The organism is Paenibacillus tundrae (assembly GCF_030812775.1).
Lineage (GTDB): Bacteria > Bacillota > Bacilli > Paenibacillales > Paenibacillaceae > Paenibacillus > Paenibacillus tundrae_A.
Genome location: NZ_JAUSTI010000011.1, coordinates 57,194 through 82,878 on the forward strand (window position 1 = coordinate 57,194; position 25,685 = coordinate 82,878).

14 protein-coding genes are annotated in these 25,685 nt (G+C 42.9%); all 14 read left to right on the top strand.

Annotated features, from left to right (window positions below; genetic code table 11):
* Positions 1 to 435 precede the first annotated feature (435 nt).
* The 14 genes from J2T19_RS19150 (at position 436) to J2T19_RS19215 (ending at position 25,650) form a co-directional block, all read left to right on the top strand.
* Positions 436 to 3,051 (top strand): hypothetical protein, encoded by a 2,616-nt coding sequence (locus J2T19_RS19150; protein ID WP_307218505.1) that lies wholly within the window; start codon positions 436 to 438, stop codon positions 3,049 to 3,051.
* 167 nt (positions 3,052 to 3,218) lie between these two features.
* On the top strand, positions 3,219 to 3,818 hold the full coding sequence (locus J2T19_RS19155; RefSeq protein ID WP_307218508.1) for a hypothetical protein: 600 nt from the start codon (positions 3,219 to 3,221) through the stop codon (positions 3,816 to 3,818).
* A gap of 148 nt (positions 3,819 to 3,966) precedes the next feature.
* The gene (locus J2T19_RS19160) at positions 3,967 to 4,242 is read left to right on the top strand and encodes an alpha/beta-type small acid-soluble spore protein (protein ID WP_239293209.1); all 276 of its coding nucleotides are present in this window, start codon (positions 3,967 to 3,969) and stop codon (positions 4,240 to 4,242) included.
* A gap of 255 nt (positions 4,243 to 4,497) precedes the next feature.
* Entirely contained in the window at positions 4,498 to 5,700 is a 1,203-nt protein-coding gene (gene metK, locus J2T19_RS19165) for a methionine adenosyltransferase (RefSeq protein WP_128103769.1), read from the top strand.
* A 204-nt stretch (positions 5,701 to 5,904) separates the two neighbouring features.
* Positions 5,905 to 9,705 carry an Ig-like domain-containing protein gene (locus J2T19_RS19170; RefSeq protein ID WP_307218512.1) on the top strand — a complete coding sequence of 1,267 codons (3,801 nt, stop codon included), beginning with the start codon at positions 5,905 to 5,907 and terminating at the stop codon, positions 9,703 to 9,705.
* Positions 9,706 to 10,057: 352 nt separating this feature from the next.
* On the top strand, positions 10,058 to 13,417 hold the full coding sequence (locus tag J2T19_RS19175) for a hypothetical protein (protein WP_307218514.1): 3,360 nt from the start codon (positions 10,058 to 10,060) through the stop codon (positions 13,415 to 13,417).
* A gap of 32 nt (positions 13,418 to 13,449) precedes the next feature.
* Entirely contained in the window at positions 13,450 to 18,138 is a 4,689-nt protein-coding gene (locus tag J2T19_RS19180) for an RHS repeat-associated core domain-containing protein (RefSeq protein ID WP_307218516.1), read from the top strand.
* Positions 18,139 to 18,148: 10 nt separating this feature from the next.
* The gene (locus J2T19_RS19185; protein ID WP_307218518.1) at positions 18,149 to 18,637 is read left to right on the top strand and encodes a WapI family immunity protein; all 489 of its coding nucleotides are present in this window, start codon (positions 18,149 to 18,151) and stop codon (positions 18,635 to 18,637) included.
* Between the two features lie 137 nt (positions 18,638 to 18,774).
* Entirely contained in the window at positions 18,775 to 19,044 is a 270-nt protein-coding gene (locus J2T19_RS19190) for a hypothetical protein (RefSeq protein ID WP_307218520.1), read from the top strand.
* Between the two features lie 277 nt (positions 19,045 to 19,321).
* Entirely contained in the window at positions 19,322 to 22,051 is a 2,730-nt protein-coding gene (locus J2T19_RS19195; RefSeq protein WP_307218522.1) for a stalk domain-containing protein, read from the top strand.
* 47 nt (positions 22,052 to 22,098) lie between these two features.
* Positions 22,099 to 23,259 (top strand): sensor histidine kinase, encoded by a 1,161-nt coding sequence (locus J2T19_RS19200; protein ID WP_128103763.1) that lies wholly within the window; start codon positions 22,099 to 22,101, stop codon positions 23,257 to 23,259.
* A gap of 4 nt (positions 23,260 to 23,263) precedes the next feature.
* Complete coding sequence (locus J2T19_RS19205) at positions 23,264 to 23,986, top strand: response regulator transcription factor (RefSeq protein ID WP_056693769.1); 723 nt, start codon at positions 23,264 to 23,266, stop codon at positions 23,984 to 23,986.
* Positions 23,987 to 24,358: 372 nt separating this feature from the next.
* Positions 24,359 to 24,739, top strand: coding sequence for a hypothetical protein (locus J2T19_RS19210; protein ID WP_307218524.1), 381 nt, complete (start codon positions 24,359 to 24,361; stop codon positions 24,737 to 24,739).
* A gap of 614 nt (positions 24,740 to 25,353) precedes the next feature.
* Positions 25,354 to 25,650, top strand: coding sequence for a hypothetical protein (locus tag J2T19_RS19215; RefSeq protein WP_307218527.1), 297 nt, complete (start codon positions 25,354 to 25,356; stop codon positions 25,648 to 25,650).
* The last annotated feature ends 35 nt before the right edge of the window (positions 25,651 to 25,685 follow it).

Sequence of the window (25,685 nt, forward strand, 5' to 3'; positions counted from 1 at the left end):
GAAATGAACCATTATAAATATTGATTCAACTACAATAGAAGGAACAAAAGAGAAGATAATAAAAATTATTGAGACCCATTAATTAAAGAAGAATATTGTTTTAAACTATTGCTTGCCTCTCTTGGTTGTGCTAGATGAAAATGCATAGATTAATTTATCTATACGGGAAGCTCAGCTATGAGTAAGCTTCTGAAAATTAAAGATAAGCTTGATGATGTTTGATTCGCGTTAATATTTTATGAAATAGTGTTATGGTAAAGTGAATTTGATGGATTAGAAATAGAGAGAAGGCTAGTAACTTTTACACGAAGGATTTAATAAAATAATTGATTCCTCAAACGTATTTATTCTTTTAAATCAAACAACATCGTAACTTTCTCACTCTCTCTAACGTTTATACTATAAAGCAACAAGCAACTTATGGGAGGTTTGGAAGTGGAGCAAAGGAAAGTTTTAGTGAGTCTTTTGGCGAGTGCCTTGGTTTTGAGTTCAACTGCTGGAATTACAGCAGCAGCGAATACTGGTAATAATACTGATAAAACAACTACCAATAGTTCCAATACTACATCTAGTAAACCAGCATCAGAGAACAAGGTAGTACATACGCTAGGGAACTTGTCCCCTGTGAAGGTAACTGCACGTAGTTCAGTTAGATTAACTGACGTAAACATTCTCTCTCAAGATGATGGTAATGTGGTTACGTACACACTGACATATAAGAATAATGATAGCAAACCATTAATGATGCTTGATTACTGGAGCAAAGTGAAAACAAAAGGTGGAACTAGCTTCTCCCCCAAATTAATAGCTAAGGATCAAGAAAAGAAAACTGTCGCTGCTGGATCAAGTGTAGACCTAACCTATACAATGAAGGTTGGACGCGAAGTAAAGCTTAGTGATCTGAACTTCCTGATCGTAAAGTGGGATTTCAGTAAGCCTAACTATGAAAGTACACTCGGGAAATTTAATGTTCCTGCATCCTATAGCATTACAACACCTGTTGGTAAAACAAAAACAGTTCGTCTGAGTGACTCATCTGTAAAAGTGAAGGTATCAGGTATCAAAATTTTCCCTGGGGAAAACAAGAATCAATATGTCAAAGTCGGTGTTAACCTCAATAATATCAGTTATAAATTACTTGAAAACCCAAATATTAAGTGGATTTTGCGCACTCCAAGTGGAACCAATTATCCTTTAACTCCAGATAAAGATAGCGCAAGTATTAGTATTCAAGCTCAAGCGAACAAGACGCTTAGTTTGATGGCATCCTTACCTACATCGGTAAAGTTATTAAAATCAGAACTACTACTGGTGGAAGAACAGGGTGAAGAGAAGACAGTACTGCCTGTAGCAGCACTTCAACTACCAGAAGCAAGCACGTCAAAAGTAGAAACCACAGAAAATGAACCTAACATCATCTCTGTTGAAGGTCAAAGACTGTCAACGTTGCTTGAATCCGCGAAAATACGTGTAAATGACAGCGACTATGATTTAAATATGCAGTTTGTATTGAAAAACGAAGGTAAGAAGGCTATTAAAGTGCCTACTTACACCTTCGAAATTCGTACTGAGGATGGTACCGTTTATCCTATTGATACGAAAGCATTAGATTCGTTGAAGTTGAATCCAGGAGATATCAAGACGATTAAATTGAATACGACGATTCAAGGAATTGGTGATGTAAGTCAAATTAAGTTATATGTAATGAGTCCTTTAGACAAGAACGAGACTACTGAAAATACGAGTCCGTCTAATCCGTTTGTATTTTCTTACCCTGTTGGAGTCTATGCTATCCCAGAGTCTATATCAAGTGGGGACGGTCTAACAACGGAAACCGTGATTAAGAACAATAAAGGCACGTTTGGTGTATCTTTGGGATCGTTACAACGTTTACCTTGGCTAGATAGTGATATAGTTGCGGCAAAAGTTACGATTCGTAATGCTGGGACTAAAACAGTACAGCTTCCAGAGCTTGAAGCGATGTTTACGATTGATTCCGCTCAAATCGACGGAGATAAGAAACTAATCTACACTCAGAACGGAAAGCTCCTTGGGGCGGGTATGAGTACCGAAGCTTACCTATTGACGAAGATACCTTCTGAACTGCGTATGGGACGTTTAGAGGTGAGTCTGAATGAGAAGATAAGTGAAGAAGAAACGAATGAGTGGATTACTCTTAACACATCTGGATTGATTCAACCGGTATCATACGTTGGAGCTGGCAAGACTTACACAACTGGAGCTACGGATAAAGAGACTGAAATGAGTGTACGTAGAACAATCCGTTATCCTGGAACATCTTCAGATACTGTATATACTGAGTTTGAGATGACCAATAAATCACTCCGTCAGAATGGAATTGGCAAATTAGTAGGTTACTTTAAAACGTCAGATGGTCAGTATTACAAAGCAACGTCTAAGCAATCCGAACGTTCTCCTGGGCCGGGTCAGAAGTCAATTGTTACGTTCTCGGTTAAACTGCCGAAGTCAGTTACATTCTCAGATTTGCGTCTGCTTGTAGGTGAAGGTATTGCGGATAGCAAGTTTGTTACTGGTGACGGAGAAGCTACCGCTTATGTGAATGCAATGGCATTCGAGGTACCGCCTACTACTATAAGTGTTCAAGGTAACTTTACTAATATTGATCTTTATCCGTATGCATTAACTGCTAACAGCGTACGTGCTTATCTGGTGGGCAGCAATTCTGTACAAGTCGACATGAATTACACACTAGATCGCAGTGAAGAGATCGAGATGGCTGAGTACGAACACAAATGGATTCTTACCTTTACTGCTCAGAATGGGAAAGTATTTGAGAAAGAACTGACTCCAGGAACAGATGTGAAAGTAGGAAACAATCAGACATTAAGTTGGAGTGTAGAGGATAGCTTCTTCGAAAAATTAAGAGGCGGCTCTTATCGTTTAGCTTTGTATGATCAGTTCCAGGGACAACGTTTGCTTCTTGCTGAACAAGCTTATGGATATGATGTATCCAAGCTACCGAAAGAAGAACCTGAAACACCTGTGGTCCCTGAGGGTGGGGTTGAATAAGGTAATAAAACAAAGTTACTTGTATTAAGAGATTTTAGTTATCAATTGCCAAGCAGGCATCTCAAACCTCGTCTCTAGTGTAACGGAGACGAGGTTTTGCTTGTCGCATCGCGCTTTTTTCTCTATAGTAAATATTAGATAGATTACCAGAGGAGGAACATAGACAGATGAAACCTTATATGAAAGTATCCCTGGCGGCGCTCGCGATTGGTGTTGGCGTGTGGGTTGGGTCGGTATACAGCAACACGGCAATTGGTGCAGGAACAAGTCAGCCGGGAACAGCAGATGATCCCGTGGTGACCAAAAGTTATGTAGATCAGCAAATTCAGCAAGCCTTGGGCGGTAAAATTCCGACAGGTGGAAATACAAGTAGTGGTGATAACAGCAACGCTGGTTCAGGCAATACAGGTGGGGCGGGTACAGGTTCTACTACACCTTCTACAGGTAGCACAGGTGGAGATACGACGCTTCCTCCATTAGTATCCGGTGCTTCGGAATCATTGGAGATTGTGATGGTGAAGCCGGGTCAACAGCTTATCGGTGCAACTGGCGCGGAGTTCATTGTACGTAGCGGTAAAGCTGTGATCGTCAGCGAGGGTACGAATGGTGTAGCCGATCTGACGGACGGGGTAGACCTGACGAATGGTCAAGAGGCGCCGACTAATCATCTGCTTTCTTTTCCAAAGGATGGTCGTGGCATTGCCGTTCTTGACGGTAACAAATACAGCCTGACTGTAATGGTACGCGGCGGATATACTCTGAAATAGATTGTGCATAAGTAGTAGCAATTATTCATGATTATGTATAAACGATTGCGCAGATTAACCAGTTCTAACAAACATTTATACGGCTAGCCAGCCTGCTTCTGGATCAATCTATACCTGTAAACAACCAATAACCGGAGGTGCAGGAACGATGGCTAGAAGCAACCGCAAAGTGGTACCGGAAAGTCGACAAATGCTGGATCAGATGAAGTATGAAATTGCAGCGGAGTTTGGTCTGAATGTGGGGTATGGCGGTAGAGGTAGTCTTGCTGGTGCAGATACTGAATTTGGTTCTGAGCTAGGTGAGATCAATCATTCTTATGGTCAATACAAAGGCTGGGGACATCTGACTTCCCGTGAGAACGGATCGGTGGGTGGAGAGATCACCAAAAGGCTGATTCGCCAAGCAGAGCAGCACTTATTATAGATTTTCTTTCATATCGCGTAGTTTGACACTACTTGACAAATACGATAAGATGACTGTTAGGTATGCAACCTTTTCCATGGTAGGAGAAGGTTGATTTTTTATTGGGGCAATTACCTGAGAAATCCTTATCTTCGTAACGGAGGACCATCCGTCCTCATTCCGACTGGAAAGCTTCGAGGGTACAGTGAACGAACCACCGTAAATGTTTTGTTCGGGCAATCGCCATACTACTCGTTATGGGAGGTTGAAACTTCAATGTCTATTAAAGGCCGGCATCTATTCACATCGGAGTCTGTAACTGAAGGACATCCGGATAAAATTTGCGATCAGATTTCGGACGCCGTGTTGGACGCGTTCCTTGCGAACGATCCTAACGCTCGTGTGGCGTGCGAAGTTTCCGTAGCTACAGGTCTTGTACTTGTCATCGGTGAGATCAGTTCAGCGTCTGAATACGTGGACATTCCGTCCATCGTTCGTAATACGATTAAGGATATCGGATACACACGTGCGAAGTTCGGTTTTGATTATAACACTTGTGCCGTACTGACTTCTCTGAACGAGCAGTCTGCTGATATCGCACAGGGCGTAAACGCAGCTCTTGAGCACCGTGATCCAGAGCAAGTTGCGCGCGAAACAGAAAATATTGGTGCTGGTGACCAAGGTCTGATGTTCGGTTTTGCTACGAATGAAACACCTGAGCTCATGCCTTTGCCAATCGCACTATCCCACCGTATCGCACGCCGTCTGGCTGAAGTGCGTAAAGATGGTACATTAGAATACCTTCGTCCAGATGGTAAAACTCAAGTAACGATCGAATACGACGGCGACAAGCCAGTTCGTGTGGACACGATCGTTGTATCTACGCAGCATGCGGAAGAAACGACGCTTGAGCAGATTCAAAAGGATATCAAAGAACATGTTATCTTGCCTGTTGTTCCAGCTGAATTGCTGGATGAGCAGACTAAATATTTCATCAACCCAACAGGACGTTTCGTTATTGGCGGACCTCAGGGAGATGCAGGTCTGACTGGGCGTAAAATCATCGTAGATACCTACGGCGGTTATGCACGTCACGGCGGCGGTGCGTTCTCTGGTAAAGATCCAACAAAAGTAGACCGTTCTGCTGCATATGCAGCTCGTTACGTGGCGAAAAACCTCGTAGCAGCAGGTCTTGCAGACAAAGTAGAAATCCAGCTCGCTTACGCGATTGGTGTAGCCAATCCGGTATCGATCAACGTAGATACATACGGAACAGGCAAAGTCAGCGAAGAGAAATTGGTTGAGCTTGTACGTAACAACTTCGATCTTCGTCCGGCTGGCATCATCCGTATGCTGGATCTTCGTCGCCCAATCTACAAACAAACTGCTGCTTACGGTCACTTCGGCCGTACAGATTTGGATGTACCTTGGGAGCAAGTGGACAAAGCAGACCTTTTGAAATCTCAAGCAGGTCTGTAAGTCGTATTAGTTTGCTAATCAAAGAGCCTTAGTCCTCTAAAAGGATTAGGGCTCTTTCTATTTAGAGAGTGCTCTAATCCTTTATCTTTACTTGCTTTATTTTCCATATCACTAAAAGAAATCTCTGTTAAATCCGATATACAGAATAAGGTCTGTATAATGAAGATGTAGGTCAATTTGATTCGGATAAGGAGGAATAAGACGGTGAGTACAACAAGATTGGCTCGTAAAGGTATCATTTTTCTACTTGTTTTATTGTTGACTGTTCAGGGCAGTTTAGGGTTCTTGAGTAATAACAATAAGGCATATGCAGCAGAAGATGATCCGCGTTGGGAAGAGATATTATTTGAATCAACCGTTCCAGCAGTGAACGCTGTGGACGTAGATGGTAAGGAATCTTTAGTGATTAACTTCAAAGAAGCGGTTCGAAAGGGGAATTCCGACTTAAAGCTGTACATTGATCGTTATCAAGATAGTGTACCAGAAGAGGTAATCGTCGTTAATAGTGAAAATATTCTAATTGGAGATCCTTCTTCTGACCCGGCAGTTCCTGCTAGTAGTACGGGAACCGGAACACAGGTAACAATTAAACACAAAGAATTACCCGGTGGTACATATTATGTAATGTATGATGCAGGTGCTTTTGTTACGGTAGCTAATAATCAAGGCATAGGCTCTCCTTCATCGGGGCTATGGAAGTTTACGACTAAAGGGATAGGTACAGCAAAACCAACAGCATTTTCCCCTCTGAAAGGTGCCAGCTCCGTTCCTCTTGCTTCCAATATTCAACTTACCTACAGTGAAGCAATTAAGGCAGGCGCAGGTGAAATTCAGATTATGCTGGGAAATAACGTATTCGAAAGGTTCAATGTCAAAGATACCAATCGAGTTCATATTAATGGTAGCTCTATCACAATTACACCATCCAATAATTTCGAGAATAAGGGTACATACTCAGTTGTTGTTCCAGAAGGTGCACTACGAGATGTTAGACAAGGTAATGACGTATCAGCAATTGCACAAGGGGAATGGAGCTTTACAGCGTTTCAATCTGATCCTACTGCATTGACAGTAACGACCTTGTCTCCAGCTAATGGAGCCAGTGGCGTTCCCTTAACCGGAGATTTGCTTGTAACCTTTAACAAGGACTTAGATCAGAGTCTGATTGGAAAAGTTACTTTAAAGAATGCAAATGGTTCTGTAGTAGCCACTACTCCATCATTTGTAAGCTCGAACAAAAGGCAATTGCGGATTACGCCAAGTACAAGTCTTACTAGTAATACTAGCTATTCAGTAGACATTACAGGAGGAGCCTTGCAGGATTCAACGGGTAATTTGTTCGCTGGTTTGAATGGAGCAACATCATGGACATTCCGGACGCTCAGCCCAGATACCAAACCTCCTGTTATTAAGACAGCTAAAATGCACGACAATTCAACCATTCGTTTAACGTATGACAAATGGCTTAGTAGCATTAGCCCGCTGAGCAACAGTTATACGGTTACCGTTAATGGTGAGAATCGGAATGTTAGCTCTACTTACATTTCAGGTGATAGCGTATACGTTGTACTGGACACGGGTGTGGCCGTAGGACAGGTTGTACGGATTGCTTATGTTCCTAGTACGACAGGCAATCGCGTGACCGATCAGTCTTTTAATGCTGCGGCTGCATTTGGCGCACGAGATGTAGAAAATGGGTTGGATTCCGTTATGTCCAAGCCACGAGAAGGCAACGTGTACTACAACACACTTACGCTCTATTATCCTGAGACAGTCTATATTACTTCGAGTGATGCAGCGAGACAATTCAGTGTAACGGCGGATCAGTCGAATGTAGGGATTAATAGCATTTCAATCAATAATAGTTCTGTCGTGACTTTGAATCTCAGTCGCTCCATTACGGATGGCGAAGTAGTTCGTGTGGCGTACACACCAGGCTCCTGGCCTGTAAAAGATACACGTGGGCAAACACTTGCAGGATTCAGTGGTTTCTATGTTCGTAACGCAATTGATACCAAACCGCCTGAGTTCAAGAGCGCAGAGGTCAGTGGTAACAAATTATGGGTTCGCTACAATGAACCACTGAAAACGACAAATAAACCAGCGAATAGCCAGTACTCTGTTCTAGTCGACGGCAAGCCGGTCTTCGTAAATGATTCTGAGATTGAAGACGATCTGATTACGTTAACACTTGCCTCAGCTGTGAAGGATACACAAAATATTTCATTATCATATGTTCCTGGTGCGTTACGATTGACGGATCTGAATAATAATCCTGCAGGATATCTGAATCTAACGCCAGTAACGTATACCTACGGTAACGGCAAAATCCTGTCAGCTACGATCCAAGGAGACACGGTTCAGATTAATTTCCGGGATGCGATCCAGTCTCAGACGGCATTAACGGTTGCTCAGTTCAGTGTCGCATTGAATAATTCAAATGCAACCGTATTGTCTGCTTCTGCTTCCAACTCGGTGGTGACACTGAAATTGGATACATCAACTGTTGGGGTAGGATCTAGCACAACGTCACAGACAGGAACGGTGAGTTATGTCCCTGGCGCTGTACCCATCCGTGATATGTCCAGTGTAACTGTACCAGCGTTTGGGCCACTTACATTGCAGCAGACAACCAATAATAATGGTAGTAGTAACCAGACGGCAAGCCGTCCTGCTTGGTTGACTGAATTAGATGCATCAAACTATGGTCAGCCTCTACTTGTGATGAACAATAACACTGCCTCAGCTGCCGAATCTACGATGTCACGTAATAACCGTTCGACTCGTCAATTCAATATGGATGCAGCGAAATTGATTCAGGCTTTTGAATATGCTTCAACCGTTGGGAAACTTAATCAACCCGTGGTATTCGAGATTCCAGATAGCGAAGCCTCTGCGTTTGTTGGTTTCCCGTTGAATGCATTGACCCAGCTGGCTGCAAACTATCGTACAGGAACGATTGGAGTAAAATATGGTGATCGCCTCTGGACGATGCCATTATCTAATCTAGATCTAGCGGCGATGAGCCGGAGCGTGGGGACAATTGGAGCATCTACTGTAATTACGCCAATTAATACAAGCGTAACAACAGGATCGAGGGGGCCATTTTTCTATGTTCAGCTAGAGACAGTACCGGTACTGGCGTCAGGAACAATGGATGGAATGCTTATCAATTCAGGAGCACAGAAACTTGGTAATAACACGGATGTGTTCATGTTTGCTTTTAATAGTAATAATAATCAACGTATGGAATTGGATACTAGAAGCAATCTGTCTATGAAATTACCTACTAATACGCCTACAGCTACATCAGGGTTTACGTATATCGATCCAATTACTTTAATTTTATCTAATGTGCCTAGTTCTTTTAAAAACACTGCTGATGGACTAGTCATCTCAGGGCAACTGAATGGCAATCAGACAATCGTTCCTGTAAATCATATCGTTAGTTATCGGGATACAGCCTCACACTGGGCAAGTGAGGTCATTAAGGAACTCTCGGCTAAATGGATCATTAGTGCACCGAATGGCTCGTATTACCGCCCTAATGAGAACATCTCACGTGCAGAGTTCGCTGAATTAGTTGCTAGAGGACTAGGATTAAGCGGGGAACCAACCGCTGCAAGTCGTTTTCCTGACGTTCGTAGCGGAAGTATCACAAGTGCCTATATTGGTGCCGCTGCTGAAGCAGGAATCATTACAGGTAATACCGATGGTACGTTCAAGCCAGATCGTCCTATTACTCGTGAACAGATGGCCATCATGATGGTTCGTGCTTTGAATTACGGGGGTAAGCAAACGGTGCTGAACTCTTCATCGACGTCCATTTTATCGAAATTCAAGGACAACAAGAAAATCCAATCCAAGGATTCTGTTTCTAAAGCGGTGCAGGAGGGAATCATTCAAGGGATGACATCGAGAACATTCGAGCCCCAAGGCAATGCGACCCGTGCACAAGCAGCAGTAATGTTGAAGCGTGTGTTGGATAAGTTAGGGTATTTGTAAAAGGTATAGATTAACAAGTAGTAATACCATTCTTCGGTAGAGAAATTTAATCTATAGGGACACTTCAAGGAAGCATATTCCTTGAAGTGTCCTTTTTGTGTTGTAGGTTAGTTTGCATGTCTTTAGTATTTGAACAGTTACAGAAACCCTCATAGTCTGAATGTTTTTTTATGTCTATATGTATGATCAATTCTTGTTATACGAATTCAAAAAGGAGAATAATCCCAGAAAATAAGGACTATCTTACTATTACCTAAAATTAGGATAATGCCGATATTAATTATTCATAATCCATTTGAACATCTTTTTAGGGGTTAAATGGATAAAAAACATAAAGGAGGAATTTGATTTCATGAGTTTTAAAAAAGGTTTTATTGTTTTACTGATGGCTGTATTGTTGATTAGCACCATATATCCGACAACCGGTTATGCCCTTTCAGATCAATCAGATGAGATCATCACAATGGAGACTGACAACGAGGATCTCGATGTCCTTACAGAAGATCCAGCTCTAACAGACGAGGATAACTTGGATGTTACAGATCCGGATGTCTACGAAGAGTCAACAGGTGTAGGCGAATATAATGATGAGTTTGAAGATATAGAAGGAATTTACGAAGAACCAGAGGACGTAAACGAAATTATTGAGGAACCAGAAGGTGCATCAGAGGTAACTGATGGTACATACGAAGAAGATATTTATACTCCTCAATCTATGGCTCTGGCGGCTGAGGATATTTTGATCATGAACCCCGGAGATTCCTATACGTTTACGAATAACGGAAGTGCTGCAAGATCGTTAAGTACGAATGCGTCGACCTCAAGAAGCAGTGCTTACGATTATGTTGTTTATAGACCGGATGGGAGTATTATGGGCGAAAATATGAACTCTATTAACAATTTGTCAGTAGGGTCAGGTTATACAGCTGTAATTACCTCAACGGGGCAAAATCCGTTTACAGTGACAGTTCGTTCAGAATTTTCTTATAGCGTCTCAGCCAACCCGGCAATGCTTAGGGTTACTCTATCCAATGGGGAGAGTTATCGCTATTTCAATAATGGCACTCAGTCAAGAGCTTTAAGTGCTGATACTTCCACAGCTCAGGATAGGAGAATAGACTATGCTTCTTATAAAGAAGATGGTAGTCTCGCGAGTTCAAATTTCCGAACGACGGGGAAACCTTCACTTGCAGCAGGAAACGAAATCATTATTACTGGTGCTGGTTCACAGCCTGTTAGTGTTGGATTTCCCTACGAAGTTTATACCGGTGAGTGGAGCGATGAGCCAGCGTATACTCGAGTGACACTTAGCCAAGGTGAAAGCTACCAATTCACCAATATTAGCAGTAGATCCGATGCACTTCAGAGCGATGGTGCCACCAAAGATAAGCATGACTATGTCGTGTATCTTCCGGATGGTACGGAAAGCTCCACCGGAACGAATACATCCATTAAGCCTACGGTAGCTGCTGGGAGAACCGCTGTAGTGACTTTGGTAACAGCAACACCGGTAACATATGGTGTGCCGTATCGGACATTTGATGTTCAGAAAGCCGGTGGTGATGCCATTACTCGAATTACCGTATATCCCGGTGAATCCGTGATTTTTCGGAATAACGGTTCCTTGGCTAATCCGATAAAAAACAATGCAAGCAGCTCCAATGGAGCCGTTTTTGATTATGTCCTGTATACAGCAGAAGATGTTGTTCATTCAGATGGCTTCAACAAAACTACGAATCCGACCATTCGTTCACAAGGTTATGCAGTCGTGACAGTAGCTGGTCAAGTTCCGATCGAGTTCAGATATACCGATGATTTCTCCGTCGAAGAAAGCATGGAACCCGCCTATCATCGGGTAACACTGAATCAGGGAGAAAGTGTGACATTTTGGAATAACAGTACCGACCGAGAGTATCTCGACAGTGATGCGTCCGTCAGTCAAGGACGGTTATTTGATTACGTAACATATTACCCGGACGGTACTGAGCGGAGCACAAGAAAAGCAACGGCAGTTAGTCCTGTTGTCTTTTATGGAAATAAAGCTGTAGTTACGGGTGTATCTGCGGAGCCTGTGACCATAGGTGCAATTTATACGATTTTTGATGTAGAGGATCGACCAACTGAAGCGCTCAGTAAAATTACTGTGTCACCAGGCCAGTCGGTCAAATTCCACAACGGGGGTTCACTTAGCAACCCGATCCGCAGTAATGCCAAAAAAATAGGTGCAATGTTTGATATTGTCGTGTATAAGGCAGACGGCAGAGCACATAGCGACAAATTCAATAGCAATGTAAGTCTCGCTACCATTCCTTCTGGTGGTGAAGCCATCGTTACTGTAGGTGGAAGTACACCTGTGTTATTTGAATATACGGATGACTTCTCTGTAGTGGATAGCCAGGAACCGGCATATCTACGTGTAACGTTGAACAAAGGTGAAAGCTATGCTTATACCAACATAAGCTCTGATTCGAAGAGGCTACGAAACGATGCTTCCAGCAGTGCGGGGCGAGTGTATGATTACACGATTTACAACGTAGATGAAACAGTATCGAGCAGTAGATCAGCCACAGCAATCGAACCTCTTGTCCTGGGTGGCAAAAAAGTTGTTGTTACCAATGTCTCAGATCAACCCATCACGTATGGTGGCATTTACCGTGTTTTCCGTGGACAAGATGATCAAGTGCCTTCACCAGAAACGGAAATTACAATTAATCAAGGACAGAGCGCAGTATTTACGAATCCGAGTGCACAACCCGCACAGGTTAACCGAGTTGGAGTAACCGATTCTATTGTGGATTTCGTAGTCTACGAAGCAAACAATAAATATCAGTATTTAGTGGTAGGCTCAAGTCTTGATACATGGGAAATTCCAGCGGGTGGAACACTTGTCGTCACTGTACTATCTCCAGAACCGGTAACTATTCAATATAACGTTCCTGTGACAGCTAGTCCTAGTCAGGAGCCAGCGCTCATCAAACGGAGTTTGGAGCCAAACGCCACGATGTTGTTCTCGAACTCATCAACTTATTCATCAGTGCTCTTTACATCTCATGTAGAAGCATTAGCCTATGATTACGTTATACGGGATCAGAACCAAGTGGTTGTAAGGGAAGGTAAGAATGCGGTAGGGTCACAACACATACCTGGAAAGTCTGATATTCAGGTGCATAATAGGTCTTCCCAATCGCTGAAATTTGTAGCTGCTTACCGTCATTTTACTGTCAAGGAAGCAGAGGTCGAGTTTCTGACATTATATGAAGGTTTGGAAACAGCACTGCCTGATAAGCAACAAGGAAACGTGTACTATCGCTTTAATCCTTACGGTACTGGTAAGTATCGAATAGCGATTAAAGAGTCAAAAGATTTTTCCATTGAGCCTTGGCTTGAGTTATATACAGATAAGGAACTAAGCAGTCGATTAGCTGCTTCAGTCGAACAGGAGCAGGTGTATGGGGAACAGTATACCGTGCTGGAGTGGGAACTCGAAGGTGGACAGAACTATTATCTGAAGTTAGGCGAAAAGGATGGGAAACCAGTTCAAGGTGAAATTAAAGCAGCGGAAATGATCATGCGAAGTGATAACAGCTACGAATACGGCTATGGCAATCAACTACTTAAAGTAGTTTTATTTACAGGAGATCAAATTGTATTTGAGTATGACCGTAATGGTAATTTGACGAAACGAACGAAGAAAATCTTCCCGTTTAACTAAACGATTCTCTATAACTAGGTTGAGGTGATGAAGTGTTTAAGAAAATAACGATTATTTGGTTATGTGCGACTTTGATTTTTAGTGGACTTGCTTCTTTTGGATACGGAGGACAAGCAGCAGCGGCAGCAGCAGAAGGAAGGGATTCCCTCCCTTCCGCTACCTACGTTACAATCCATAGTTTACAAGAGCAATTTGGAGTTAAAGAAGACTGGATTGAACAGAAACTAGATCAAGGGTACTCGTTGTATCAACTGTACAAAGCTTTACAGACAGACCGCACAGGCGGCGAGGCTGCTGAGAAGTGGCTGAGAACACAAGAAATCAACGAACCGATTCAAATGGAGGGGCTGCTCCCTTCCAGATCATCGCTGCCTGAGTCATCGCAGTTAAATACATTTTCAACAAATGCGGTTGAAGATGAAGAACCAGGTACCGGGACGACTATAGACCAAACAGGTCTGGATCATGTCGATCTTCGCGATGATGCATCGCTGTATATGGCGTCTTATGGATCCGAATCAATCTCTGCTACTACAGGGGAGATGATGATTCAGAGCACTGACCTTTCTCTGCCTGGACTCATTCCGTTTAATCTAACACGTATCTATGATAGCGCTAGAGCCAGTGGAGAACTTGGTGTTGAATATGATGAAACGACACAAACGTACGCCAATGTGGTTACGCCACGTAAGGAAGGACTCTCTTCTGGATTGGGGCAAGGCTGGCGCTGGGACATCCCTTATATGGAGACGCGCGGAGATAATCAGTATATTCTGATTCCAGGCGTGGGCTATTACCGCTTAAACGCAAACCTGGAACTGGAAGGTTACGTATGGAATGACTTAACCATTAAGCGAGATACGACCGTTACTGTTAATGGCGTATCTAGCAGTTACCGTCTATCCATCCGTAACGGCTACGATTATCTTCTTAATGAAGCCGGGGAACTGTTGCAAATTACAGACGGCTACCGGAACAATGTGAATTTTTACTATACGACTTTGAATGGAAATCAAGTGATTTCAAAAATTGTAAATAGTGAGGGTCAATCACTGACATTTGCTTATGACAATCTGAAGGTTACCGTACAACTAGCTGGGACAGATCGGAAAGTAACCTATACACAACGTGAAGACGATGGGATTCGTATTTTGCGAGAGTTTACGGATGCATTAGATCGGACAACTACGTATACGTACTATTATCCAGAATCCAAATTCAATTTTCTGCCTGAGCTCCAAAATAATCAAAATGCCCAAGGTGTGATGCATACTGCACTATTGTCACGTATTACAAGCCCTTCATCAGCTATAACAGATTATGCATACATTCCTGCTTTGAAGCAGATCGGAGAAACTTCCGCTCATTTCGTATTTAAAGTCAGAGAGAGAAAGAGTCATTTTAGTACAACAGATGGTGAAGGCGTTCTGGACAAGGTTAACTTTGAGTACTCTGAGGAAGATCTTGACAGCTATGGACAATCTGCATCATGGACAACGAAAGTAAAAGCAGAGAACACTGTAGATACTTGGATGTTTTCCAAAACGTTTAACGCTGCAGCGCATCCAGATTTGGTTTATGCAGATAAGCACATGTTAACTGGAGATGACACAACTTTTTCCACGGAGTTCCAGTATGACAGTCAAACGAAGCGAAACCTTCCGATACAAATGACAGAGTGGGTTAGTGAGGGTGGCCGTAATGGCGAAAAACTGAGCACGACTTACACATATGATGAGAACGGAATGGTAACTTCCGAAAAGCTTAGTACGGGGCAAGAATCAGCGTATGCGTATGAAACAGGAAGAACGCCGTACCATTGGATCAAGCCTATTCGATCGACAACCAAGATTAATAGTTCATTGGAGAGATACACCGAAACAACGTATAACAGCCAAGGTACCGTCTTGAAAAGTACAACTAAAAATGGATATGGTGGACAGCTACTCTCTGAATCGGAATTGAAGCTGGACAGTAAAGGAAGAGTTATAAGCACCACAGATAAAGGCGGCTATCTGGCAAAAGACAGCGTAACAACACTAAGTTATGATACGAATGCGGGACATTTAGTCCAATCGAGAACCATCATTGTAAATGATGTGGCTGGCAAAGGAGAATCTTATGTGGACTCCTATGAGTATAATGGTGCCAGTGAATTGACCAAAACAACAGATCCTTCTGGCGAAGCAGAAGTATATCAGTATGATCAAGCAGGACGGATCCTTCAGTCCATACATGCCGACGGTACCAAATCAATGACATCCTATGATGATACCAAAAATATCATTATCAATACTGCACCAGACGGTATAATTACCAAAGAGCAGTACAATCCATTGGGTTTATTGGTTGAAGAACAAACGGCAGAAGCTACTTACAAGTATGCCTATGATCGTGAAGGTAATGTCACAGCTGTTGAAGATGCAGAAGGGAATGTTACAAGGTTTGTAGTTGATGCATTTGGACAAACGACCAAGACACAGTACCCAGATGAGTCAACCTCAACTACAGCCTATAATTTTGTCGATCAGATGGTAACCTATGAGGACGCGGCTGGTAACAAAACCCGGGAGAAAAAGGATCTATTAGGCCGCTTGACAGTGATGGAAGAATATCGAAATGGTGCATACGTTCCATTACAACAAAACGAGTACGATCTGGACGGAAACGTAATAGCATCCATTGATGGCAACGGAGAGCGGACGACTTATACGCACGATGCCATTGGGCAAATAACGACTGCGACTACACCAAAAGAAGAAACAAGTCGCTATTTCTACAGCAATCAGGGTCAAGTAACGCAGGTGGTATCGCCGAACGGACAGACGGTAACCAAACAGTATGATGAATTGGGAAGATTGATCAAGCAGACACCTCCTATTCTGGATGGTTCTGCAACCAGCTACTATTATGATAAACGAAGTAATCTAGTCAAGAAGCAAGATCGACTTGGACAAGTAATAGAATATACCTACAACAGTGACAACATGCTCACTAGCATGATGGCGCCGGATACGAGCGTATCTTACACGTATGATAATGTTGGACGCAGAACATCAATGACTGACGATCATGGCAAGACCACTTACAGTTATCAAGTATCAGATGGTATGTTAGATGGATTAACATTTCCAGATGGAACACAGCTGAGTTATGAAAGTAACACCCAGCAACGTCTAGGGTATACCCTGACAGATGCACAAGGACAAGCATTGCGTGTTCACGGTGAAGTAGATGCTATGAGCCGGGTAACTTCCATGGACATTACCTCAGGAACAACACTTGTGGATCGTATGACGTTCAGTTATGCACCAAACAGCATGTTGGAAAAATTATCTTTTGGTAAAGGACTTAGTACAAGTTACCAGTTCAGTGGATATGATCTATCAGGAGTTACGATCTCTCAAGGTACATCCTCGGTTCAGCAGTTTACCTATGAATACGACGGAAACAAAAATATCACATCCCGGACACAGAACGGAGAGGCTGATCAGTATACGTATGATGAACTGAGCCGGATTCAGACCGAAACGGGTACACTACAGGAAACATACACTTACGACTCTAATGGTAATCGGTACAGTACAGGAAATAATAAAGTCTATGGACTGAAAGATGCGCAGTACACGTATGACAGCCAGAATCGCCTGATTAAAGCAACAGGTGAAGGTAAAACGGTAACCTATAGCTACAACGGAGATGGGTTATTGTATGAACGTACTGAAGGCGAGCAGACGGTTCGGTATTATTATGATGAGCAAGCCAAACTGATGGCGGAAGCAGTTGTAACATCCGGCAAGGCAGAGCTTACTTACGCTTATATCTATGACTTATATGGACAGCTATGGGCTCGGCAGGACAAAAAGACAGGCAAATTAGAATACTACCAGTTGAATGGACACGGAGATGTCATAGGACTTGTGGACGATACAGGTCAAGAACTAAATAAATATACGTATGATATCTGGGGTGGACCGTTAACAACAGAAGAAAATGTGCCAAATATACTTCGCTATGCAGGGGAGTATTGGGATGAGACAGTAGGGCTACAATATCTGCGAGCTCGCTGGTATGACCCAGGCATGGCACGATTCATCGGTGAGGATACGTACGAAGGGGAACTAAATGATCCGCTGAGTTTGAATTTGTATTCGTATGTGCATAACAATCCTTTGAAATATGTTGATCCAAGTGGGCATAGACGTTCTAGTAATAACGAGATAGAAAAAATGGATCATGGTAGTGGTAGTGCGAGCGCTGGTAGATCCTCATCTCAAGGACGAGGCGCTGGCGGGGGGGGGCCTGGAGGGCGTTCTTCAAAGCCATCCACATCTAATAATGGATCAAGTTCTTTAAACCAGAATAAACAAAGTAGCAAAACCACTTCAAATAGTTCGAATTCAGCAGATGCGTTGAGGGAAGAAACACGAGGACTTCAGTCAGCTAAAACAAATCACGGTCAACAAAGAGCTAATCAGAGAGGGTTTAGCGAAAGCAAAATAAAAGATATAAAGGAAAATCCATCTCAGAAAGTTTATCAGTCAGGAGGCAGAACTGTATTTGCGAAGAAAAATGGTAATTTTTATGATGTAGTAATTACAAATTCAAGTGGTAAAGTCATTACAACTGTAGGAGGGAATACTAGGTCGTTAAGAACATGGAAAGATGTTACAAAAATGTTGAATAACCAAGGTGGTTATAGTTCGCTACCGATATTATAGAGGTGTTTAGATGCCAATTATAACTAATAACGAGAATAATTTAACTCTCACTATTAATTTGATCAATAATAAATTTATGGATGTAGATTCACAACGGGAGAGTTTCGAAAACTGGATACCTTTTTCATTTTGTGTAGAAGTGGAGAACCGGCAACTTTGTTTTTTAGAGGACAGCGGAGCTACACTATCTTTGTTTGAAATAAATCTATTAACAAATATGCTAAAAGATATCACTCAACAAAAACAATTAGGGGCACATATCAAACGTCATGAATTCTCAAGTTCTGAATGTTATTTTGATCTTATTTTCTCTGAGACATTTGAGGAGAATCTTGTATATTTGGAAGTTTGGATAAATATGGGGTCTTATTCAGGAGGAGTTTCTTTTGGATATGATAAAGGGTTTAGATTTGTTGTTACCGTAGAAAACTTAATTGAATTCATGATTGGAATAAATGTCCAATTAAATGAAATAATTTCTGATTTAAATTTAAGTTGAAGAAGATGTTGTACTTTGAGAATGATATAAAGTTTCTTCTAAACAAGGCCGCTATTATAGCGGCTTTGTTTAATTTTTAAAAATACTCTTAATACAATTAAGAGGTGGGATTAGGTGGATACTATAGAATCGAAAGAATGATTGAGGGCTTTTGGTACTATTTAAATAACTATAAAGAGGATCATCCAGAGGATTTTAATAAAGATTTTTCAAATGTTGGAATAGATTTAATAAGTATAAAAGTAACTACGATCTCATTAACACTAAATTTTAGATATGATGAGATTGTGGAATATGTGACGTGTTTTCTAATGATTGAATATGAAGGAGAAGAAATAGGAGAGTATGAGTCTTTATTTACCCTCAATGGAGAGGATTTAGATGACTATTTAAGGATATCTAAATAGAATAAAACATGTCTTAAAGTATTTTTATGTGTGACATTATAAAGTACATTCTAAAAGAAACCTAAGCAATTCGTTGAAGCTGCTGTCTGTAATTCAAAGACGGTAGCTTTTTTTTGAATTCCAACATCTCCCTCAATCTTAGGGATGGGCGTAACTTTTTCCTGAAATAGAAGTCTATTAATAGAAGAGTATACTAGAGATCTAGCCTTTTTCTTCATTGTGGTAGAGAGGTGCAATCTCTAAGATTGATATACAAGATGGGAGAGACGTTTCGAACATGCTGGGGAAACGCGAGAAACAGCTGGTAGACGTTAAAGTTAAAAGTAGTAAGGCGAAGAAATGGATGATCGTGACGCTGGCAGGCGTAATCTGGATTGCACCGGTTATGGATGTAGGACAACAGGTCTTGTCTGGAACCTCCTGGCAATCTGTGGCTGCAGCGGCATCTACAAATACAACGAAGCTGGGAGAAGAGATTCTCACTTCCGGTGCGAAACTAATGAAATACAGATATACAACGACACGCTCAGGCTCTAAGGTGAATGTCCTGGCCGACGTTATCCAAGTGGATCTACAGAATCCGTATGTGAAGCTAGATGTGATGACAGGTAAAGGCGGCACGCTGAACACGAAACAGAGCACAGGTGGCATGGCGAAGGAAAATGAAGCAGTTGCCGCGGTAAATGGAGATTATTTCAATGTATCAGGCGAGCTGGCACCGATTGGTGGACAAGTATCTGACGGCGTTCTGATCTCTACACCTTCTGAATTGTCAGGCATGTATGCCCTCACGGTAACCAAAGATGGCAAGCCGATGATTGACGAATATTCTTTTGATGGCTCAGTAAAAGCAAGTGATGGTTCAACCTTCTCTCTGCGTGGGATAAATAAAGAGGACTATACGGTAGAATCCGGCGCGGTGAAGTACAGCCATGCGAACTCGATGTATATTTATACACCAGCCTGGATTTCGGATAAACGTCCAAATGACCCTTCCACCACACCAACTGAGGTACTCGTACAGAACGGCGTAATCACCCAAATATCGGATAAAAAAGCACTGAACATGAAGGTGCCAGCAGATGGGTACATTTTGCGTGCTCATGGAACGGCGGCAACGTGGATCATGAGTCATCTGTCTGTTGGTCAGCCACTCACTGCGGATTACAAGTTAAAAGCCAAAACGACAGGACAAACGGTTGATCCAAGTGATCTAGACATGATGATTGGCGGACATACCATTCTGGTGAATGGGGGCAAAGCGGCAGCGTTTTCCCGTAATATTGCCTCATCAGGAATCGGTGGCATTCGCGCAAGAACGGCAGTGGGATACTCTCAGGATGGTCGTTACGTGTACATTATTGCTGCAGAGAAAAACAGTAACAGTAGCGGTATGTCGCTCAATGAACTGCAATCTTTCATGACCAGTATCGGGGTATGGAAAGGTATGAATCTGGACGGCGGGGGATCGACTACGATGGTTACCCGTCCACTGGGAGAGCAATCGGCAGGTCTTACCTTCAACACAGAGTATGGAACGGAGCAACGTCAGGTTGTTAATACACTGGGGGTATTCTCCACGGCTCCAGAAGGTAAACTGAAAGGCTTCGCCATTAGCGGCAGCAAAACATTGTTAGTGGGTCAGCAAGGAACGTATACGTCCAAAGGCTATGACACGTACTACAACCCGATCGCAACAGGGGATCTTAACTTCTCATGGAAGTCGAGCAACAATGGCATTGTTAGTGTAAGTAATGGTGTGATCAAAGGCGTGAAGCCAGGAACAGCTACGCTGACCGCTTCAAGCAATGGCGCTTCTTCTTCCATTAAAGTCACAGTGCTTGGTGGAAATGAAATTGCTTCCTTGAAAGCTGGATCAGGGCTTGGCTCACTGAAAGCAGGATCAACGATATCTATTCCGGTTACCGCACAGACGAAGGATGGACAGAGCGTAACGGTTCCAGCAGATTCACTCACTTGGGAATTTATCGGATTCAAAGGTAAGGTTGCAGGAGATCAGTTGACGGTATCTTCGGTCAATTCGGGGGCACAGGTTGGTTATGCGATCGGTCGTTATGATGGCTATAGCACAGTTGTAGTCCTCTCTGCTGCTGCGAGTGAGACAATGTGGGAGAATTTTGAGAACGTGAATTATCCCATTAACTTTACTACGAATGCAGCGGGTGTGACGGGCTCAGCAACGGTTGTAAATGGATCAGGCGAGAAGTCAGGCTCTAAGGTGCTTGAACTAGGCTATGATATGACCGCAGGAACAGGTAAAATGTATGCTTATGCACAACTCAACGGTACAGTCGGTAGAGAAGTATCTGCGGCGGCAACCTCCATGTCCCTTGATGTGATGGGCGATAAGAGCTTGAACTGGCTCCGTGCAGAGTTCACTGATGCGAATGGCAAAACTGTCTACGCTGATCTTGCGAAGGCAGTCGATTGGACAGGTTGGAAGAAAGTGAATGTCGATCTGAACGGTCTGAATATTGCTTACCCAGCGAAGCTGAAGCGAGTGTATGTGGTTAATGTGGAAGAAGGTCAGGACGAGCGTGCGATGACAGGAAAGGTTGCTTTTGACAATATTGCCTTCACGATGCCATCTAAATCAAGCGAGGTTGGACTGCCGACGGGTACAGCTTCCTTAGTGCTTGGACAGAAGTCGATGACTGTTAACGGAACGAAGAAAGCGATCGATGCAGCACCTGTATTGAAAAATGGAACTACGTATGTGCCAATTAAGCATGTACTGGATGCATTTGGCGGACAGGCGAGCTGGGATAGCAAAAATCAACGCATTACCGTTTTGCGTGGTGGAAAGTTGATTGATCTGGTGGTTGGTCAGAAAGAATTCATTATTAATGGTAAAAGACAGAGTGCAACTGTAGCTCCGTATGTATCAGGAGGTAGGACTTTAGTCCCTCTTCGTCTCGTTTCCGAGCAACTTGGATTGACTGTAAAATGGGAACAGAAAACGAAGACCGTTACCATCTCATCGTGATATGGTATGATATATACCGGAAACGATAGAAATGGAGTCGAACAAACGTGGATTTACAAGCCGATGCCATAGACCGCGTCATAAAAAACGCCATACAAGTCATGGAAAACAGCAAATATCAAATGTTCGAAATCATGGACTCAACGCGTGAGGAGCTCAAGACCCTCAATGAGGAGCTGAAGTCTGTTCTGAAGGAAGCGGCGGAAACGATCGAGAAAGTAGATCAATTGGAGCTGAACTACCGCCGCTCCCGGATTCGGCTTACCGAGGTGAGTCGTGACTTTGTCCGCTATTCCGAGCATGATATCAAACAGGCCTATGAGAAAGCGACACAGTTGCAGCTGGATCTGATGATTTATCGTGAGAAGGAAATGTATCTCAAAGCCCGCAGGGATGATCTGCAGAAGCGTGCCAAAAATGTGGAGGCTTCCGTAGAGCGTGCTGAAACCATCGGTTCCCAAATGGGTGTTGTCTTGGAGTATCTGTCAGGTGAACTAGGTCAAGTGACCCGGATTATCGAGTCTGCCAAGAATCGACAAATGATAGGTTTGAAAATAATTTTGGCCCAGGAAGAAGAGCGGAAACGTATTGCGCGTGAGATTCATGACGGGCCTGCGCAGATGCTTGCCAATCTAGTGCTTAGGACGGAAATTGTAGAAAGAATGCTCATTAAGCAGGATTTTAAGATGGTTCAAGCCGAAATAGTAGATTTGAAAGGCCAGGTTCGTTCCAGTCTTGAAGAAATGAGAAAAGTAATCTTCAATCTGCGTCCAATGGCACTGGATGACCTGGGACTAATTCCAACGCTTCGTAAGTATGTGCAGGATTTTGAAGTAAAAACAAAAATCCGCGCGCTTTTTGAAACCAGAGGCAAGGAACACCGTTTATCTTCTGCCATGGAGGCTGCGATCTATCGTCTCGTGCAGGAGGGGCTGTCCAATGCGGCCAAGCATGCTTATCCCACTTATGTTGTAGTGGAAATTACATATCAGGCTCAGCTCGTCAAAATTGTCGTTCAAGACAATGGGCTTGGGTTCAAACCGGAGCTTCTTGCGCAGAAAAGCAAGGATCATACCCACTTCGGTCTGATTGGGATGAGAGAGCGGGTTGAACTGTTAGAAGGAAGAATAGAGATCGAATCGGGCGAAAATCAAGGAACCAAAATCGTGATTCATATCCCGACAAACGTGGATAAGGGAAAGGAGTAGCAGGATGGAAAACCGTGATACTGGTAAAACATCAATTAAAGTTCTTTTGGCTGATGATCATCAGCTGTTCCGTGAAGGGCTTAAACGCATTTTGAATATGGAGGACGACATTGAGGTCATCGGAGAATGTGGCGATGGAATTCAAGTGCTCGAATTCTGCAATCAGGAGAAACCAGACATCGTCTTGATGGACATCAACATGCCGATTGAGAACGGGGTTGAAGCGACGGAGAAATTGCGTGAGCTGTTCCCGGATGTCAAAGTGATTATTTTGTCGATCCATGATGATGAGAGCTATGTGTTTGAAACGCTTCGTAAAGGGGCTAACGGATACTTGTTGAAGGATATGGAGGCAGAGTCTCTAATTAATGCGATTCGTTCTGTTCATGAGGGACATGCATTTATCCACCCTAAAGTAACAGGGAAGTTAATTATGCAATTGCGTCGTATGACGTATCTGAATGAAACAGGTGCGATGAGTGAGGGGACTTCCAAAGAGGCAGGCGTGAAGTTTGTCGCTGGCGATAATAACCCATTGACTCGTCGTGAGGCTGAAGTATTGCGTCTGATGGCTGAAGGTAAGAGCAATAAAATGATTGGTGAGTTCTTGTTCATCAGTGAAAAAACCGTTAAAAACCATGTCAGCAGCATTCTGCAGAAGATGGAAGTGGATGACCGCACACAGGCTGTTATTAATTCGATCAAATATGGTTGGGTTACACTCTAATCTTTAGTAATGAAAAGTACCTATGTATGAAGAATGAAATGGTTGATCATAGATTACTGTTCACTCGCGCCTCTCCCAAATATTTGATTGGTTCGCGGGTTAATAGACTTTATTACTGTAAATGAGCAAAGAGTAAAGGTGCAAAGAACATCTGTTCAACGTTGAGCATGGATGAGTAATGATCTAGCCTGTCTTTTGTCTCCAGCGTCGATCGGGGATAAGAGGAGTTCAAGAAAGTCTCTTTGAATACACGATGAGCGATGTGAGTCTTTACATATGCAATTGTAACCCTTCGTAGTGTGCGGCATATACTGCTGTATACAGGGATGTTCGCCATGGGTGAGCATAACCTTCCGAGGAGGTGCAGTTGCCATGGTTGCTCATTTGACTATGATTCTGCTCATATACTTCCTGGCGGCAGTGGCCGTTCATGCGATACACCAGCGCCATCTATCCCGTCCGGAAACCGAAGGCTTCGAGCAGATTCTGCTCATTCCTTCTAATCAGGAACATCGGATCGAAGGTATTGTAAGGGCACTTTGCCGGGAATTGGTCTACCGTGGAAAAAGCTTCACGATGACGGTTGTCGCTGAACGCAAGGAATCGGAGACGGTTCGTATTATTGAGAAGCTAATGCTCAGGCAAGGCATGGAGCTATCTTACCTGTCTGCTGTCCCCTCTGATATGGAACGGGCTCTACAGACGGAGAAGCACGGGGTTCGCTTAATTGACCTACGTGAATCTAAGCTGTGAACAATGTTGTGACCTGGAGTAGTCAGGTGTGATAGATCCGCAGAAAAGATTACAGCCCTAGGCTGTAGTCTTTTTTTGTAATTGTAGTAATTGTAGTCAAGGTTGCTATTAAATTGGGAATGGGTTTTTATGCAATCTATGGATATTGCGCTAAAGAATTGGATGTTGCAGAGCAAAAATATATCGGAATGATTCGATTTAGATCGGTTGTACAATGGACGCTTAAAGGACATGTGCTTTTTGACTTGCTGATATCCAACTGCTATAGACTCATTTGAACTCGGAATTCTTAACTTAAAAGTATAGACGATTTCCTCTGGAAAAAGTTTCGCATAATAATCAGAAAGATTCTCGTTATTAGCTGAATGCAAGGAAGGATAGTGCTGGTGAGCTGATTCCTTGGTTTGAAGGAAAGTAATAGAGGCATTCTTGCCGAATATGTATTTTGCAAATTTGATCTACCTCTTAGTAGCTTGCTCTTCAATAGTTGTCTTATTGTTGCAAGGATGTGAGAGTTGACCGGTGGTAGCAATGTCCATATAATTACTTAATATGGATATGTGTTTGGAATGTGTAGATATATACATAGTGGACGAATTACTGGGGTGAAAGGGTTGAAGCAGTTTTTGATCAGTTTCTTGGTTTTGCTTGGCATGATCATCAGTAGCTTAGGTGTTGATCCAAACGGAACAATTGCCGACGTTGTTCATATGGATGAAGTTGCTACAGGGGAGCAATTTTCCGTAGATGATTGGGATGGGCAAGATGTTCCGGATATATATGGTACCTCAACTGAAACGACATTTAAGTTTATGTATAATGGACGTATGCTTGAGCCTGGAGAGTCTATTCTTGTATGTACTGCCGCTCCAGGGCAGGAATGTCGTGATACGGATGAAGAACAGGAATAGAATAACGAGTGTTTAAAAAAATGGACATGAAGCAC